At 41.0% G+C, this 14,516-nt stretch carries 18 protein-coding genes; 7 read left to right on the top strand and 11 right to left on the bottom strand.

From position 1 onward, the window contains the following. Positions 1-69 precede the first annotated feature (69 nt). Both rpmG and NSQ36_RS17035 read right to left on the bottom strand, forming a co-directional pair. Entirely contained in the window at positions 70-219 is a 150-nt protein-coding gene (rpmG, locus tag NSQ36_RS17040) for a 50S ribosomal protein L33 (protein WP_003214771.1), read from the bottom strand. A 144-nt stretch (positions 220-363) separates the two neighbouring features. Further along, positions 364-786, bottom strand: a complete 423-nt coding sequence (locus NSQ36_RS17035; protein WP_339206201.1) for a DUF5362 family protein — start codon at positions 784-786, stop codon at positions 364-366. Between the two features lie 298 nt (positions 787-1,084). Between NSQ36_RS17035 and NSQ36_RS17030 the strand changes: the two genes are divergently transcribed. Next, entirely contained in the window at positions 1,085-1,279 is a 195-nt protein-coding gene (locus NSQ36_RS17030; protein ID WP_003215165.1) for a hypothetical protein, read from the top strand. Positions 1,280-1,312: 33 nt separating this feature from the next. Continuing rightward, on the top strand, positions 1,313-1,717 hold the full coding sequence (locus NSQ36_RS17025; protein WP_137054288.1) for a hypothetical protein: 405 nt from the start codon (positions 1,313-1,315) through the stop codon (positions 1,715-1,717). Between the two features lie 45 nt (positions 1,718-1,762). Here NSQ36_RS17025 and NSQ36_RS17020 read toward each other — a convergent pair whose 3' ends face one another. Further along, positions 1,763-2,272, bottom strand: a complete 510-nt coding sequence (locus tag NSQ36_RS17020) for a hypothetical protein (RefSeq protein WP_284907419.1) — start codon at positions 2,270-2,272, stop codon at positions 1,763-1,765. A gap of 98 nt (positions 2,273-2,370) precedes the next feature. Here NSQ36_RS17020 and NSQ36_RS17015 point away from each other — a divergent pair, with 98 nt between their 5' ends. From NSQ36_RS17015 to NSQ36_RS17005, 3 genes are read left to right on the top strand one after another with little or no spacing between them, the layout of a single operon-like run. Then, a complete protein-coding gene (locus NSQ36_RS17015) occupies positions 2,371-4,170 on the top strand; it encodes an ABC transporter ATP-binding protein (protein WP_251190704.1) in 1,800 nt (599 codons plus the stop codon). A 1-nt stretch (position 4,171) separates the two neighbouring features. Continuing rightward, the gene (locus NSQ36_RS17010; RefSeq protein WP_339206198.1) at positions 4,172-4,720 is read left to right on the top strand and encodes a MauE/DoxX family redox-associated membrane protein; all 549 of its coding nucleotides are present in this window, start codon (positions 4,172-4,174) and stop codon (positions 4,718-4,720) included. 5 nt (positions 4,721-4,725) lie between these two features. Beyond that, positions 4,726-5,256 (top strand): thioredoxin fold domain-containing protein, encoded by a 531-nt coding sequence (locus NSQ36_RS17005; protein WP_251190706.1) that lies wholly within the window; start codon positions 4,726-4,728, stop codon positions 5,254-5,256. 32 nt (positions 5,257-5,288) lie between these two features. On the opposite strand, the gene NSQ36_RS17000 is transcribed toward NSQ36_RS17005, so the two are convergent. Continuing rightward, positions 5,289-5,798, bottom strand: coding sequence for a GNAT family N-acetyltransferase (locus NSQ36_RS17000; RefSeq protein WP_034620260.1), 510 nt, complete (start codon positions 5,796-5,798; stop codon positions 5,289-5,291). 116 nt (positions 5,799-5,914) lie between these two features. Here NSQ36_RS17000 and NSQ36_RS16995 point away from each other — a divergent pair, with 116 nt between their 5' ends. Then, on the top strand, positions 5,915-6,811 hold the full coding sequence (locus NSQ36_RS16995) for a peptidoglycan DD-metalloendopeptidase family protein (RefSeq protein WP_003214850.1): 897 nt from the start codon (positions 5,915-5,917) through the stop codon (positions 6,809-6,811). 80 nt (positions 6,812-6,891) lie between these two features. On the opposite strand, the gene NSQ36_RS16990 is transcribed toward NSQ36_RS16995, so the two are convergent. From NSQ36_RS16990 to NSQ36_RS16970, 5 genes are all read right to left on the bottom strand, one after another. After that, positions 6,892-7,239: a P-II family nitrogen regulator gene (locus NSQ36_RS16990; RefSeq protein WP_003214763.1), complete on the bottom strand. Its 348-nt coding sequence runs from the start codon at positions 7,237-7,239 to the stop codon at positions 6,892-6,894. An 18-nt stretch (positions 7,240-7,257) separates the two neighbouring features. Then, complete coding sequence (locus NSQ36_RS16985; RefSeq protein WP_003215412.1) at positions 7,258-8,466, bottom strand: ammonium transporter; 1,209 nt, start codon at positions 8,464-8,466, stop codon at positions 7,258-7,260. Between the two features lie 193 nt (positions 8,467-8,659). Beyond that, positions 8,660-9,400 (bottom strand): amino acid ABC transporter ATP-binding protein, encoded by a 741-nt coding sequence (locus NSQ36_RS16980; RefSeq protein WP_251190707.1) that lies wholly within the window; start codon positions 9,398-9,400, stop codon positions 8,660-8,662. Positions 9,401-9,410: 10 nt separating this feature from the next. Further along, positions 9,411-10,088 (bottom strand): amino acid ABC transporter permease, encoded by a 678-nt coding sequence (locus NSQ36_RS16975; RefSeq protein ID WP_251190708.1) that lies wholly within the window; start codon positions 10,086-10,088, stop codon positions 9,411-9,413. 40 nt (positions 10,089-10,128) lie between these two features. Continuing rightward, complete coding sequence (locus tag NSQ36_RS16970) at positions 10,129-11,016, bottom strand: transporter substrate-binding domain-containing protein (RefSeq protein ID WP_251190709.1); 888 nt, start codon at positions 11,014-11,016, stop codon at positions 10,129-10,131. A 168-nt stretch (positions 11,017-11,184) separates the two neighbouring features. On the opposite strand from NSQ36_RS16970, the gene NSQ36_RS16965 reads away from it, so the two are divergent. Then, a complete protein-coding gene (locus NSQ36_RS16965) occupies positions 11,185-12,573 on the top strand; it encodes an MFS transporter (protein WP_251190710.1) in 1,389 nt (462 codons plus the stop codon). A gap of 37 nt (positions 12,574-12,610) precedes the next feature. Here NSQ36_RS16965 and NSQ36_RS16960 read toward each other — a convergent pair whose 3' ends face one another. Then, on the bottom strand, positions 12,611-13,210 hold the full coding sequence (locus tag NSQ36_RS16960; RefSeq protein ID WP_034660243.1) for an undecaprenyl-diphosphatase: 600 nt from the start codon (positions 13,208-13,210) through the stop codon (positions 12,611-12,613). Between the two features lie 104 nt (positions 13,211-13,314). Then, entirely contained in the window at positions 13,315-14,502 is a 1,188-nt protein-coding gene (locus tag NSQ36_RS16955; protein ID WP_106035687.1) for an MFS transporter, read from the bottom strand. Positions 14,503-14,516: the final 14 nt, after the last annotated feature.

Raw genomic sequence — 14,516 nt, 5'->3', positions numbered from 1 at the left:
CTTTGCCAATGCTCATGTTCATTTCCGCCTCTCTTAAAAAGTAATGATTACGATTTGAAACCTAAAAAATTATTTTGTTTCTCTATGAAGGGTATATTTCTTTAACCGAGGGGAATATTTTTTTAACTCCAGTCGGTCCGGATTCGTTCTTTTATTCTTTGTTGTGATATAGTTTCTGTCACCAGTTTCAGTACAGGCTAAGGTAATTTTTACACGCATCGGTAATAGGAACCTCCTTTAATTCGTAATAGTTACGATTTGTATTTTAAAATGATCAAGATAGAATGTCAAGCTTAGAAGGATAAAACGATGCCAAATATCAAACAAAAGGGGTATCAAATGTTCATTGATACCCCCTCTCCATTAATAAAAGTCACCAAGCTCTTCTTCGTATTCACCTTCGTAGTGCTGAATGTCACTAGGAATTTCTTGAAGAAATGCTAGACCGCCTAATACCAGCATCAGGATAATGGCGATGAATGATAGAATGGCTGCGACAATACTTGATATGGCAAATAGTGTCTGCATTTTCATCATCTTAGCATATTGTTCTAATAACTCTTCATAAGAAGTATCAGAAGCTTGAATTAATTGTTCCGCTGCGTTTACAGATTTTTGTACATGGATTCCCATCATAATGAGGAAGACGCCAAGGGCAGCAGGAAGAACAAGCCAAAAACCAATAAGAATAGCTAAGCCACCTGAAATATAGAGAAATATACTACCAACTTTTCCCCACTTTGTGATCGAATGAAGAGATTGAATAATTTTCTCAGTTTGTTGCAATGGTGTTCACTCCTTTATGTATTCACTCTTTATCATACTTGAGCAGGTAGTACTTTAGGAAGAGTGAATGTAGAACAATTTTAAAAATTTCTATCTTCACTTTACTATTTATGGATAAATAAATTATCTTCGAATAAGAAAAAAGTAACATTTACTATGAATTTTAACGACAATTTATGTCATAAATAAGATTAGTAGTTAAAAATAATTAGTAAAATTATCAAAATATGTTGTTAGTTGTCTTGTAATTGGTTATTATTGTGTTGTATTACCATAAAAATTGGAAGGTGGAATTCATATGTTAGATCGTTTCTTAAACAAAATGACCAATGTTCAACCTGCAGCTTCAAGATGTATTTTGCAAAAATTAGTCACTTCATGCAAATCAGCGCCAACTTGTTTCCTTCAAGGTGTTGGAACTTTCCGTTACTACGTGGATCGTGATACAGGTGAGATTTGTACTAGCCAAGAACGCATTAGATGTGGCTGCTAAATTCAAGGATTTTATTTAATAGGATGTGAACGCATGAGCATATCTTCAATTTCATTCTTAACAAATGCTATGCAGACGTCAAACAGTCGTCAAGCGAGTCAAACATCCAATTCTTTTTTAAACCAAGCAGCGAAAATTGTTCAAGGCGACCATTCTCCAGAAGAGAGAAAGGCATTATTTCAACAACTGACTCTAGTTCAGCAAGGAAAAGATTTAGAGCTTCATGTGTCTAAATTAAAGGAACTAGAGAAAGAGGTTCAAAAAGAATCGTCTTCTTCGTCCGTTACTGTGAATCAGCATGGTGACCAAGTAGATATTTCAAATGAGGCTCGCAGTGAGTTTGAACAAGCTGAGGAACAAGCCACAGCTTCAAGTGAAGCGAGTGAAATCGCCGCAAGGGAAAAGGATCAGGATGTTCAGGCAGATCCAAACCAATAAAAAAATGAGGCGTGTGTTTGTTATCTTCACATGCCTCATTTATGTTTATTTTGCAGAAAACCTTGAATAAAGACCATCCGGAAAAGGGGCTGCATATGAGATTGTTTCATCTTCTTCTACCATGATGTAATATGGAAACTCTTCAATATGAAAGGCGCCTATCATTTGTTCGTCCACTGAGATAATTCGCATGCTGGTTTGGTTATCACGATATAATTCTTGATCCTCTTCTTTCCCATTCTTTAGCAAAATACTAAAAGAAATGTCTAATTGACGCTGCTTTTTCGTTTCTAGGAATTGTTCCAGTGATGGGATGCAATGCGGACATGCTGTGTCAGTGAATACAAGCAGCTGCTGCTTGTGATTGGTTTGCAGTAGATCATTTATTTGAATAGGTGATGGTTTTTCGAGTAGCGGATGAACAAATTTTTGTCCAACATGCTGGATCGGTAAGATGATTAATTCCATCTGGTGTTTTAAATAGATAATGATTCCGATCGTCAATAAAAGGCTACAAAGAATAAGAGTTAGCTGTAAAAGTAAGATTGAAGTCATCGTATATCGTCCTCTCAGAATGAAGTTACGCAGAGCTATCATAATATAAATATCAAAAATATGTCAATTATACTAAATGGTGTAAGGTGGAGCGTTTGATGAGTACAGTGAACCATTGTTTATATGCAATCTCCTATACTTGGAAAAGAAGTCGATCATATCTTCTGTTAACTCTATTCATCCAAGTGATCGTTGGCTTTATGCCTTTGGCTAGTGTCTGGATTATTCAAACATTGATTAATGAAATTATTTTATTCATGACTTCTTCAGGAGATATTCAAAAGGTCTTAAGGTTATTTGGGTTGCAAATGGTCATTGTGATTTTAGGATATGGGCTTCAATTCATTCTTCAGCTTAGTCAGCAGAAAGCGACAAATCTGATTGGTTTGCATTTGAAGGGTGAATTGCTTCAAAAAGCGATCAAGCTTCCATATATTACATTTGAACACCCGTCTTTTTATAATGAAAGTCAACGTGTGATGAACAGTCATCAGCATGTTCTGAGTATGGTTAGAAGTATTTTTACAATCATGAGCGCATTGATTACTGTTGTATCACTTCTCATTTATATGATTGGTATCCATTGGGGCTTGGCGGTCATTCTGATCTTATGTACTCTGCCTGTCTTGTGGATTGAGCTTTTCTTTGGAGGCGCACGGTATCAATTAAACCGCATGTTAACGGCAAATGATCGAAGAGAAATGTATGTGTCTGATCTTGTTGCGCAGCGAGATTCATTGAAGGAAATCCGTTTATATGGAATAGGGAATTACCTTCTTCAAAAATGGAAAGGCCATTATGTAAAAAGTGCAGATGAAAAATATAAATTACTAAAACGTCAGGTTCGCTGGGAGATGGCAGGTGGATTGCTTATGACATTTGCCTATGTGTGCTGCGGTCTTTTTATTGTCTTTCTTATCTTTCAAAAGAAATTAGCTGCGGGTACGTTTGTCGCTGTGCTCCAAGCTGTGCAAAATATTCAAAGTGGTTTTCAGGATTTGACGAGGGAATGTTCTAGTTTATATGAAACGAGTCTCTATATTGATGAAATGAGAGCTTTTCAAAAGAGAGAAGAAGAAATTGATGAGCAGACAGAGGAAGCGGCATCGCTTCGGAGGATTGAATGTATTCAGTCCATTACGCTAGAAAATCTCTCTTTTACCTATCCGAATATGAAAACGCCTGCTATTGAACATATACATTTTCATATCGATAAAGGTGAACGCATTGCATTGGTGGGGGATAACGGATCAGGTAAGACGACCTTGATTAAATGCTTGACTGGTTTATATGATCCAGATAAGCCGAATATGCAAAAGGTCAATGGTGAATCGATTTCGACCATTTATAAAAAATCATATCATGCGAGAATGGCCGTCCTTTTTCAAGATTTTATGAAGTACGAATTCACTGTGAAAGAAAACATTGGATTTGGCCGTATTGACGAAATAGATGATAAAGAGCGCATGATCTCAGCTGCACGGCAAGCCGGCATAGAGAAAAGAATTCATCAAATGGAAGAAACATACGATGCGCAGCTTGGGCGGTTTTTTGAAGAAGGTCATGAACTGTCTGGCGGACAATGGCAAAAGCTTGCGATGGCGAGAACCTTTTTTAGAGAAAGTGATTTTATCATTTTAGATGAACCGACTTCTGCTCTCGATCCGCTATCGGAGATTTCACTCATTCGAAAGCTATTCGATCATACGCAGGATCAAGGGGTCTTGTTTATCACACATCGTATGGGAGCGGCCCGCTTAGCAGACCGGATTATCGTGATGAAAGATGGTGCTTTCGTTGAAGAGGGGAACCATGAAGAGCTAATGGCGCTAGATGGAGAGTACAAAAGGCTTTTTGAGGCACAATCCCAACTATTTCAACAAAAGGAGATGGCGTAAGGTGAGTGTCTTTTATTTTATAGGTGTCTATTTATTAGGAATCATCTTTGCAGGTGCATGGCTTGATAAAGTGAGAAAACAAACGGCGCATATTCAGCAGATGGATGCTTATCGACTGCTGCCTCCTGCGCTCACGGCGCCCATGTTTTATTTGTTTTTGACTGTTGAATTGGCTTGTACAGGTTTATTGTTCGTGTGGAACATGTCTCTTGTACCTGCGATTGGTCTTACAGCACTTTTATGTATCTATACTGGAGCGGTCACCTTCAATTTATTGAGAGGACATCGTAACATTTCATGCGGCTGTGGAGGTTTGCTTGAAAATGACCATCTTCACTGGGGAATTGTGATTCGTAATGTGTCGATGTTGGCTCTTATGATTGGGTTGTTTTATGTCCATCCCTATGTAGAAACAATTCCGTGGCCACTTCATATTATTTGTTTTTTGATTGCAGTGGCTGTCTGTTTGATTATAGCGGTTGGGAAAACAATCATGATGTTCAAAAGAAAATGGATGAATCAATTTAAATCGTTTATAGAAGGAGACTAAGTGAAATGACTGATATTCTACTAATTATTGTGTTATTCATTGTCATTGCTCAGCTGGCGGTCGTGTTTTTGCTTGCCCGCTTTATCGGAAAATTTATGAGTAAAATTAAATCCCTTGATGGGATTGAATTAAAGGAAGCGGATGTTGGTGATGCTGCGCCGTTATTTCGAAGCTATACACATTTAGGAGATAAGGTTATTTTAAAGGAGTATTTACAGAACGGAAGAGCCGTGATGCTGTTATTTGTAAATACCACTTGTATGACATGCAAAAGCATTTTGTCTGATATGCGTCAGCACATTTCTAGCGATGATACTCAGTTCATGTTCATCAATGGAGATGAACAAGGAGATGATGCATTGCTCCTTCAATTGCTGCCTGATCAAGCTGTGTATATGCGCTCTTCGCAAATCATGGAGCTGTATGGGGTAACTGTTGTTCCGCAAGCGATTCTGATAGATGAACATGGCATCATCCTCCAAAGAAAATCTGTTCAAAATGCGAAACAGTTTGAACAGCTGTTACACGCATCATAAAAAAGCGTCTCTTTGTTGGAGAGACGCTCATTTTATAATTCTTTTCCTAGAATGTCTAAATCGTACCTGCTGCCGTCCATTTCTGCGATGCGTGGCAGGTGACCCCATGTTTCAAAGCCGTGCTTTTTAAATAATCGAATGCTGGCTTCGTTGTGCCCGAAAATAAAGGCGAGTAATGTTCGAATGCCTAGTGAAGGTGCCAACTCAATGGCCTCTTGTAAAAAAAGTGACCCTAAGCCTTTCCCTCGATCGTCTTGGTTTAAGTAAATACTCATTTCAACGGTCCCGTTGTATGCAGGTCTTCCATAAAACGTTTCAAAGCTGAGCCAGCCGTAAATATGTCCATCCTCATCTGTTTTCACATAGAGAGGTCTTTTCTCTGAATGATTCAAAAACCATTGCCGGCGGTCTTCAACTGAAACTGGTTCTGTATCGGCGGTTACTTCTCTTGAAGCAATAGTCGAATTGTAAATATCAACGATTGCTTTGAGGTCATCTTCTGTTGCTATACGGTTGAAAGTTTTCACATTAAAGTCCCCCATCTTTTTTTCATTCATCATACATATTATTGATGCGATTGCGCAAAATAAAAAGAAAAATGATTTCGTGTGTATATATTTTTTGAAAAGTGTTCAGAATGTTGCTGAGGTGATGAAAAATGAGAGAGGAAGAAAAGAAACGTACTTCCAAAATCACAAAAGTTCAGCAATTTTTCCGTAAGCGCTGGGTATTCCCTGCAATTTACTTGGTCAGCGCAGCGGTCGTGTTAACAGCCGTTCTTTGGTATCAAGCTGTATCAAAAGATGTGAAAGACCAACTATCTGATGGAAATCAAACAGGGCAAGAACAGCGTGATGATGCCGTTGAAGTTGGAAAGCCAATTGAAAATGTTGCCATGCCAGTCCAGAATTCTGATAATGTTTCTGTCGTGAAAAAGTTCTATGAAGCAGATGCTGATCAAAAAGAAAAAGAAGCAGCACTTGTAAACTATAATAACACCTATACCTTGAGCAAAGGTATTGATCTTGCAGATAAAGATGGCAAAGTGTTTGATGTCACAGCTGCTCTTAGTGGAACAGTGGTTCAAGCGAAAAAAGATCCAGTTCTCGGTCATGTCGTTGAAATTGAACATGAAGATGGATTATCGACTGTTTATCAATCGTTGTCACAGGTGAGTGTTAAAGAAGGCGATGAAGTGAAGCAGAATGATGTCATCGGTGCTTCTGGTAAAAATCTTTATGGTGCTGAAAGCGGCAACCATGTGCATTTTGAAATTCGTATGGAAGGTTTAGCGCTTAATCCACTTAGCTTCATTGACAAGCCTGTTTCAACTATTGAAAAGGCCGCGCAAGAAGTGACGGAAGAAGCAAAAGAACCTGCTCAGCCAAAAGCTGATGAAAAAACGAAGGAACCTGCTGCTGAAGATAAGGCCAAAGAGCCTGCTGGAGAAAAATCTGAAGAAAAGTCTGATGAGAAGGGCAAATCCTCTGATCAAGAAAAGTCTTCTGATTCCTCTAAAGACAGCAGTCAATCTGAAGAAACAAAACAATCTTAAGTCTTGAAACCTCTGTATATGAATCATGCAGAGGTTTTTTTCTGTCTTTAAAAAATCCCCCGCACTCGGCGGAGGATGGTTTAAAGAGCGGCAGGTCCTTCTTCACCTGTCCGAATGTTGATTGTATTTTCTATCTCATATATAAAAATTTTCCCATCCCCTGGTTCGCCTGTACGAAGTACCTTTTGAGCTGTTTCAACGACCTGTTCGACAGGTACTTCGCTTAGGACGATTTCAATCTTTAATCGTTCGTACACATTACTTTCCTTTTTGACGCCACGGTATAGCTCTGTATGTCCCTTTTGTAAACCGCAGCCGTGTACATTCGAAAAGGTAATGGAAGTGACGCCAATCTTTCCGAGCTCCACCTTTAATGTTTCAAAATTGGCTGGACGTGTGACAATCTCCACTTTATACATTTTGCTCATAGAGACACCCCTTTTTCTTTAATCTTGATAAGCTTTTTCCCCATGCATGGTTAAATCAAGACCCACTGATTCTTCTTCTTCGGTTGCGCGAATCTTAAAGAAGAGATTGACCACTTTGATGATTACGTATGTCACAACAGCTACAAAGGCATATGTGGCAACAATAGCGACGACTTGCTTCCAAAGTAAGCTGGGATCTCCGTAGAATAATCCATTGGCTCCACCGTCATTGACAGAGGTTGTTGCGAAAAGCCCGGTTGCAATTCCTCCCCAAGTCCCGCCAATTCCGTGAAGACCGAATGCATCTAGTGCATCATCATAGCCAAATTTGGCTTTGAGTGAGAAGACTCCCCAGAAACACACAATCCCGCCAATAATTCCGATGATGATAGAAGCAAAAGGTGTGACAAAACCGGCGGCAGGTGTAATTGCCACAAGACCTGCGATGGCTCCAGAAATCGCGCCGAGCATGGTCGGTTTTTTGTTGATCATCCACTCGACTAACAGCCAGCCGATGATTCCCGCAGCAGCAGCTGTATTGGTGTTAATAAAGGCATACATTGCGACACTGTCTAAGGTAAGGGCACTTCCAACGTTAAAGCCAAACCATCCAAACCAAATGACAGCTCCGCCAAGAAGAGTATAAATCAAATTGTGAGGAGAAGAACTTGCTGCTTCTTTACGCTTCCCAAGCACAATCGCTACGACTAGACCTGCAACACCTGATGAAATGTGAACCACGTTTCCTCCAGCGAAGTCGAGCGCACCCATTTCGCCAATCCAACCGCCGCCCCATACCCAGTGTGCGACTGGCGCGTATACAAATGTGACCCAAAGGAGTGTAAACACAACGACCGCTGAGTAGCGAATTCGTTCAGCAAAGGCACCTGAGATGATGGCTGTTGTTAAGACGGCAAAGGTCATTTGGAACATCATGAACAATGAATGTGGGATGGTCTCACTGTAGGGACCGGGTTCAAAGCCAACGCCTTTTAATCCAATCCAGTCTAAGCCTCCAATCCATGCATTGCCTGGCGCAAAAGCCAAGGAATAGCCAAACATGATCCATACGATAGAGACGATCGCTAGTGAAGTTAAGCTGTGCATGGTTGTACTTAGGACGTTTTTACTTCTCACGAGTCCTCCGTAGAATAAGGCTAAACCCGGTGTCATTAACCACACGAGTAGTGCGCAGAAGAACATAAATACTGTATCACCCATTTGCATGCTGCATTCCCCCTGAATCATTCAGAATTAATTGATTTCTTAATTCTTCATTATAGAGAGAAAAGTCATATATGACATATTCATGTAAGGTAATCTTACATGGTTTTTGGTTATATTCAATATAAATGGATGAAAAGTTCGTGAAATATGAGAAAAAACGTGCATTGAGCATGAAAAATAAAGGGCGTTTGACCTATAAAATGGAGCTGAGAAACAGCTTGGTTCGTTCCTCTTGAGGGGAATCGAACAATTTTGATGGCGTGCCTTCTTCGACGATACGGCCTTCGTGCATATAGACGACACGATCGGCGACTTCTTTCGCAAAGCCCATTTCATGTGTGACGATGACCATCGTCATGCCTTCTTTTGCGAGACTTTTCATTGTTTGCAGCACCTCGCCTACAAGCTCTGGATCGAGGGCAGACGTAGGTTCGTCAAATAACATGACATCTGGTTTCATGGCGAGAGCTCTTGCAATAGCCACACGCTGCTTTTGACCGCCTGATAGCTTAGAAGGATATATGTTGGCTTTATCTGCAAGTCCGACCTTTTCTAACAGGACATTGGCTTCTGATACAGCTTGAGCCTTTTTTGTTTTTTTCACCATAACAGGCGCTTCGATGATGTTTTCAAGCACAGTTTTATGCGGAAAGAGGTTAAAATGCTGAAACACCATGCCTATTTTTTGTCGCATCTCGTTTAATTGATCGCGTTTTGGGTGAACAGGGCTGCCATCAATGACGATTTCTCCATCATTTTTGATTTCTAAAAAGTTCATACAGCGGAGCAAGGTGCTTTTTCCAGAGCCACTGGCTCCAATTAAGACGACCACATCATTTTCATAAACAGTGAGGTCGATATCCTTTAAAACATGCAGTTCTCCGAAGTGTTTATTGAGTTTTTCAACACGAATGAGTTCCTTTGATTCTGTCATGTTTCTCCTCCTAATGGTCACTGACTGAGAGTTTCTTCTCAAAGGTTTGGACAGCGAATGTTAACAGCAGGACAAGAACTAAGTAATAGACGGCTACAACAAGTAAATAGGTCATATTGTCAAAGCTGTTTGAGCCTTGGGTGGTGGCGACGTTAAATAGTTCATTGACGCTAATAAAGGCGGCGAGTGATGAATCTTTTAAGCCAATAATGAACTGGTTGCCAAGAGGAGGGAGGGCACGCCGCATCGCTTGCGGGAGAATAATGCGTCTCATTGTTAGAAAACGCCCCATGCCAAGAGAGCGTCCAGCCTCTTTTTGCCCTTTATCGATTGATTGGATGGCACCTCTGAATATTTCTGCTATATACGCTCCATTATGAAAGGCGAGCGCAATGGAAGCGGCCCAGAAGTCGGGGATATTTAATTCTGTCAGTCCAAAATATAGGATGAAAATTTGAACAATCAGTGGTGTGCCGCGTACAAGGAAGATATAGGCGTTGGCGATATAACCGAAGACAGCCACGCGTGATATTTTCAATAAAGCAAAGAAAAGCCCGATGAACATGCCGATGAAGATGCTGATCACAGTGAGCTGTAAGGTGAGCAGCATTCCTTCTAAAAAAATACCTCTTGAATCAATCAGCGTCTGAAAAAAATGTGATAGGGTAGGCAAAACAATCATCTCCATTTGAAGAAAGTGCGCCTAAAAAAGGCGCACAATCGTGGTTTTAATTTTGTTTGACTGTGATGTCTTCATCAAAGTATTTCTCGCTAATTTGTTTTAATGTTCCGTCCTTTTTTAATGCGTCAATCGCATCGTTGATCTCTTTTATGAGCTGTTCATTTACTTTAGATACAGCAATTGCCTGCTCACTTTGTCCGAGTCTTTCCTGCGCTTCGATCTTTAATTTTTTCTTCATGGCTTCTGCACCTGTCGCAAAATCCGTCACGACTGCATCGTGTTTTCCGTTGGCTAGTGCTTCTAAAGCGACTACATCACTGTCGTAATATTTTGGTTCCTGCCCGCTATGTTCCTTTGCAATATCAGCGTAGGACGAGCCTTTTGATACAGCAATTTCTTTGCCTTTTAAATCATCAGCATGTTGAATGTCTGCTCCAGGTCTTGTGAAAATTTGCGGACCAGAGTAGTAGTAGGGCTTAGAAAGAAGGACGTGTTTTTTTCGTTCCTCATTGATGGTATGACTTGCAACTGCCGCATCAAATTTTCCTGATTTCACACCTTCAACGATGCCTGCGAATTTATATTTCTTCTGTATAGGCTCGAGGCCTAGTTTGTCACTAATCGCATTGCCTACATCGATATCAAAGCCTGACATCTGATTTCCATCCATGTAACTGAACGGGTGAAATTCACCTGATGCTGCAAATATAAATTTTCCATCCTCCAAAATTGGCGACCCTTTCGCTGTAGAATTACGTTTATCTCCGTTCCCATTTGTTTCATTTGCACCACACGAAGACAGAAGTAATACTGCAACCGAGAAAAGGGCTGGGACCCAAAACCGTCTTTTCTTAATAATAAGCTTCTCCTCCTTTTCAGCCTTTCTCCATATAAGGAGAAAGTAGGCTTTTAAATATGTGTAGCATCTTACCATTTGTTCCTCATATTCTCAATTTTATATGTGTTTTTCCAACACTCGCCCTTTTTAAAATGTATGTCTTGCTTTTCCAAGAGAGAACTTGAATTGATCAGGGTAAAAAAGGGAAATGAATCTCATAATAACGGAAGGAAACATGTCAGAACACAAAGAGGGGGTCGGTGTATGAAGAAGTGGAGGGACAACCGAAAAGTCTTTTTAACTGCGATTGCCTTTGGGACGATGTTAAATCCGTTGAATTCCTCAATGATTTCTTTGGCCTTGCATCAAATCCAGCATGAATTCGGTTTGTCATTTACGACTGTATCTTGGCTTATTTCGTCTTTTTATTTAGCTAGTGCGGTGACGCAGCCGGTGAGCGGCCGGGTTGGGGATCATGTGATGAGCCGGAGAACATTATTTTTATTCGGACTGGGTCTTGTCGCGGTCTCAGCCATCTGTGCGCCGTTTGCCCCGACGTTTGCGGTGCTGATTGTGATCCGGCTATTGCAGGCAATTGGGAGCAGTGCCATTTATCCTTCTGGTGTCGGACTCATTCGGGATCATATTCAAGACAAGCAGGCATCGGCGTTAGCGGTATTGTCCATTTTTGCTTCAGCGATGACGGCGCTTGGACCGACACTTGGCGGCTTTTTAATGACAATCGGCGGCTGGCCGGCTATCTTTTTAGTGAATCTGCCTTTTATTTTAATCAGCTTCTTTCTTGGACTATCTTTGTTTCCAAAGGAGCAGAAAAAGAGAAAGCTGCGTATAGGTGAAACGGTACGGAAGCTCGATCTGCCAGGGATGCTGCTTTTTACAGTTTGTATTGTCCTTCTGCTTTCGTTTTTATTATCACTAGGTCATGGCATTCAATATGTACAGGGGATTCTTTGTCTCTTGAGTGCAGGCGCTTTTATTTGGTGGGAGTATCAGGTGGATGAACCGTTTATTCAAATTCGGATGTTCAGACAGGAGCAGCGACTTTCACTCGTGTATGTGCAATTTATCATTTTAAATATCTTTTTCTATTGTCTTTTCTTTGGTTTGCCGAGCTATTTCCAAGATGAATTAGGCTGGCGTGTGGAAATGACGGGTCTTTTTATGCTTTGCATGTCTGGGGTGAGCATCATTGTCTCTCCGCTGACGGGTAAGTGGGTGGACCTCGGGGATGAACGCCATCCGGTATTAGCCAGTGCGGTATTGATGCTGGCTGGGGCGTCTGCGATGACCTTCTTTTTTATACCGGCACCATTATGGGGAAAAGGGCTTGTTCTAGCGCTGCTTGGACTTAGTTACGGGATTGGAAATGTTGCGCTGCAAGCTGCGATGCTCAAGGCAAGCCCTCAGCATATGATTGGCACGTCCTCTGGGCTTTTTCAAACATGCCGCTATCTTGGTTCCATTCTGTCATCTGCTGTTCTCGGTATGCTGTTTGGAGATGAAATTGCTGGGCCTCATTTTGAGCAGTTAGGCTGGACGCTGATCATGATTTCCCTTATCGGCATCGGTGTCAGTCTTTATTTTTCGAACAAGGTCAGAGGAGGGCAGACAATAAAAAAAGCGGCGCGATAAGTGGAAGAAGATTCTTCATCACGTTATCGCAAGCCGCTTAAGAGTTAGACAGGTCAGAGCCCTGATCCTTTTGCTTCCTTCTAAATATTTTCCCTACAATTGTCTCATAGAAAGTAACGATGCGATCAATTGGAGAGTCAAAGAATTTCCATAATTTATTCATGATAAAGACGACCACAATCGATACGACCAAGCTGCCTAAAACATCTAATGGATAATGGTGACCGACCCAGATGCGGGAGAATCCTGTGAGTAATCCAAAGACGAGCAAGATGTTGCCAAGCTTTTTATTACGAGATCGAATGGCAAGTGAAAGAGCCAGTGCACCTGTTGTATGGTCACTTGGGAAGGAAGCATCTGCTGAGTGCGGAATGAGTGTGTCGACTTTATGCGCCACAAACGGCCGCTCCTCATAATGAAACAGTGTAATCGCAAAATTGACGATAAGTGCCGCGATACCCGTTACACCGGAAAAGAAGACATGCTTCTTAAATTTGTGATTACCTAAAAACCAGCAAATCAATAAGACAAGGGCGTACACAAGAATGGCCTTTTTCGTAATGAAAATCATGGCCTGATCTAAAAACTCAGAATGATGAGCCATCCCGTGTATCACTTTAAACAATTCGTAATTCAAAACATCACCTATACCTTCGCTTAATGCCAACTATTTTTCAAATAATCGTCTATTTGAAACATCCTATATTTTAGCATGTTTCCGTTGAAGTTTAAAATAGAATCCTATTCTGATAGGGAGACCTTCTGTGCTTTTGCTTCTTGGGGCTTTCGTTCACTCCAATAAAAAACAAACATACTGAGCAAGACAACAATACCTGCAATGAGATATACGTTTGAAAAGTCTGTGAAGCTGACAAGAAGACCAAATACAAATGAGCCAGCAGCAATACCCGTATCATATAGGGTAAAGAAAGTAGCCGTCGCATAGCCTGTACGGTGAGCTGGTGAGTGCTGAATGGCAAGTGTTTGTAAACATGGTACTAGCGATCCATAGCCAAGTCCAATGACACCACCTGATAGAAGAAGCATTGTAGCTGAATGTGTAGCTGTCAGCATCCATAAACCAATCGCAAAAAGAGCAATCGAAGGATAGATCACAATGTGAGGTCCTACTCGGTCAAAAAGTCTGCCTGTAAATGGACGTGATCCAAGCATCGCTGCCGCAAACACAATAAAGAAATAACTGCTTGCCCCCATCAAGTGAAGGGAATTGGCATAGACTGAAATAAATGAAATGATCGGCGAATAACAGAAGGAAATAATGATGCCGACTGCCGCTGTTTTTAATGCACCTTTTTCAAACAGATGAGAAAAAGTAAATCGGAAGACGACACTACCCCCATCTTCAAGCTCTGGCTGTCTGATCAGCATTGTAAAAGCGGCACCAATGGTAACGATAATGGAAAAAAGAAGGAATAAGGAATGGAATCCTACTTTTCCTACTTGATTCAGTGCGATAAATGGACCGATAACCACAGCGAGGTTCATGGACATGACAAAGTAGCCGAGTCCTTCCCCGCGTTTATGTTTTGGAATCATATCTGCCGCAATGGCACTGGTTACTGTCGTCAAAATGCTAAAAAAGATGCCCTGCACGAAACGCAGCATGAGAAGCGTTTGGAATTGATCAATTGGGATGTATAAGTAAGTGAGTAAGGCAAAAGCCGTTGATGAGAAAATCGCCATCTGTTTTTTACCGAATTTCTCAATAATCGCTCCTGAAAACGGTCTTGTCACAATGGCAGACAATAAGAAGACCGTCACAAGGAGACCGCCCTGTGATTCTGTTCCATTTAGTTCATCCATTGTGTAAATAGGTAGCAAGGTTAAAAGGGCATAAAAAGAGGTGAACGTAAATAAATTCACCAGGACAATCATGATAAAGTCTCTCGTCCAAATGCGTTCGTTCATGATGTATGTCACTT

The sequence above is a fragment of the Bacillus sp. FSL W8-1143 genome, assembly GCF_037965155.1.
Lineage (GTDB): Bacteria > Bacillota > Bacilli > Bacillales > Bacillaceae > Bacillus > Bacillus pumilus.
This window is presented reverse-complemented; position numbering and strand designations above follow the sequence as displayed.

Excerpts from the sequence above, each read along its gene's own strand:
- rpmG (WP_003214771.1), bottom strand. The coding sequence starts at position 219 with ATGCGTGTAAAAATTACCTTAGCCTGTACTGAAACTGGTGACAGAAAC.
- NSQ36_RS17030 (WP_003215165.1), top strand. The coding sequence starts at position 1,085 with ATGTTAGATCGTTTCTTAAACAAAATGACCAATGTTCAACCTGCAGCT.
- NSQ36_RS17025 (WP_137054288.1), top strand. The coding sequence starts at position 1,313 with ATGAGCATATCTTCAATTTCATTCTTAACAAATGCTATGCAGACGTCA.
- NSQ36_RS17020 (WP_284907419.1), bottom strand. The coding sequence starts at position 2,272 with ATGACTTCAATCTTACTTTTACAGCTAACTCTTATTCTTTGTAGCCTT.
- NSQ36_RS17015 (WP_251190704.1), top strand. The coding sequence starts at position 2,371 with ATGAGTACAGTGAACCATTGTTTATATGCAATCTCCTATACTTGGAAA.
- NSQ36_RS17005 (WP_251190706.1), top strand. The coding sequence starts at position 4,726 with ATGACTGATATTCTACTAATTATTGTGTTATTCATTGTCATTGCTCAG.
- NSQ36_RS17000 (WP_034620260.1), bottom strand. The coding sequence starts at position 5,798 with ATGGGGGACTTTAATGTGAAAACTTTCAACCGTATAGCAACAGAAGAT.
- NSQ36_RS16995 (WP_003214850.1), top strand. The coding sequence starts at position 5,915 with ATGAGAGAGGAAGAAAAGAAACGTACTTCCAAAATCACAAAAGTTCAG.
- NSQ36_RS16990 (WP_003214763.1), bottom strand. The coding sequence starts at position 7,239 with ATGAGCAAAATGTATAAAGTGGAGATTGTCACACGTCCAGCCAATTTT.
- NSQ36_RS16985 (WP_003215412.1), bottom strand. The coding sequence starts at position 8,466 with ATGCAAATGGGTGATACAGTATTTATGTTCTTCTGCGCACTACTCGTG.
- NSQ36_RS16980 (WP_251190707.1), bottom strand. The coding sequence starts at position 9,400 with ATGACAGAATCAAAGGAACTCATTCGTGTTGAAAAACTCAATAAACAC.
- NSQ36_RS16975 (WP_251190708.1), bottom strand. The coding sequence starts at position 10,088 with ATGGAGATGATTGTTTTGCCTACCCTATCACATTTTTTTCAGACGCTG.
- NSQ36_RS16970 (WP_251190709.1), bottom strand. The coding sequence starts at position 11,016 with ATGGTAAGATGCTACACATATTTAAAAGCCTACTTTCTCCTTATATGG.
- NSQ36_RS16965 (WP_251190710.1), top strand. The coding sequence starts at position 11,185 with ATGAAGAAGTGGAGGGACAACCGAAAAGTCTTTTTAACTGCGATTGCC.
- NSQ36_RS16955 (WP_106035687.1), bottom strand. The coding sequence starts at position 14,502 with ATGAACGAACGCATTTGGACGAGAGACTTTATCATGATTGTCCTGGTG.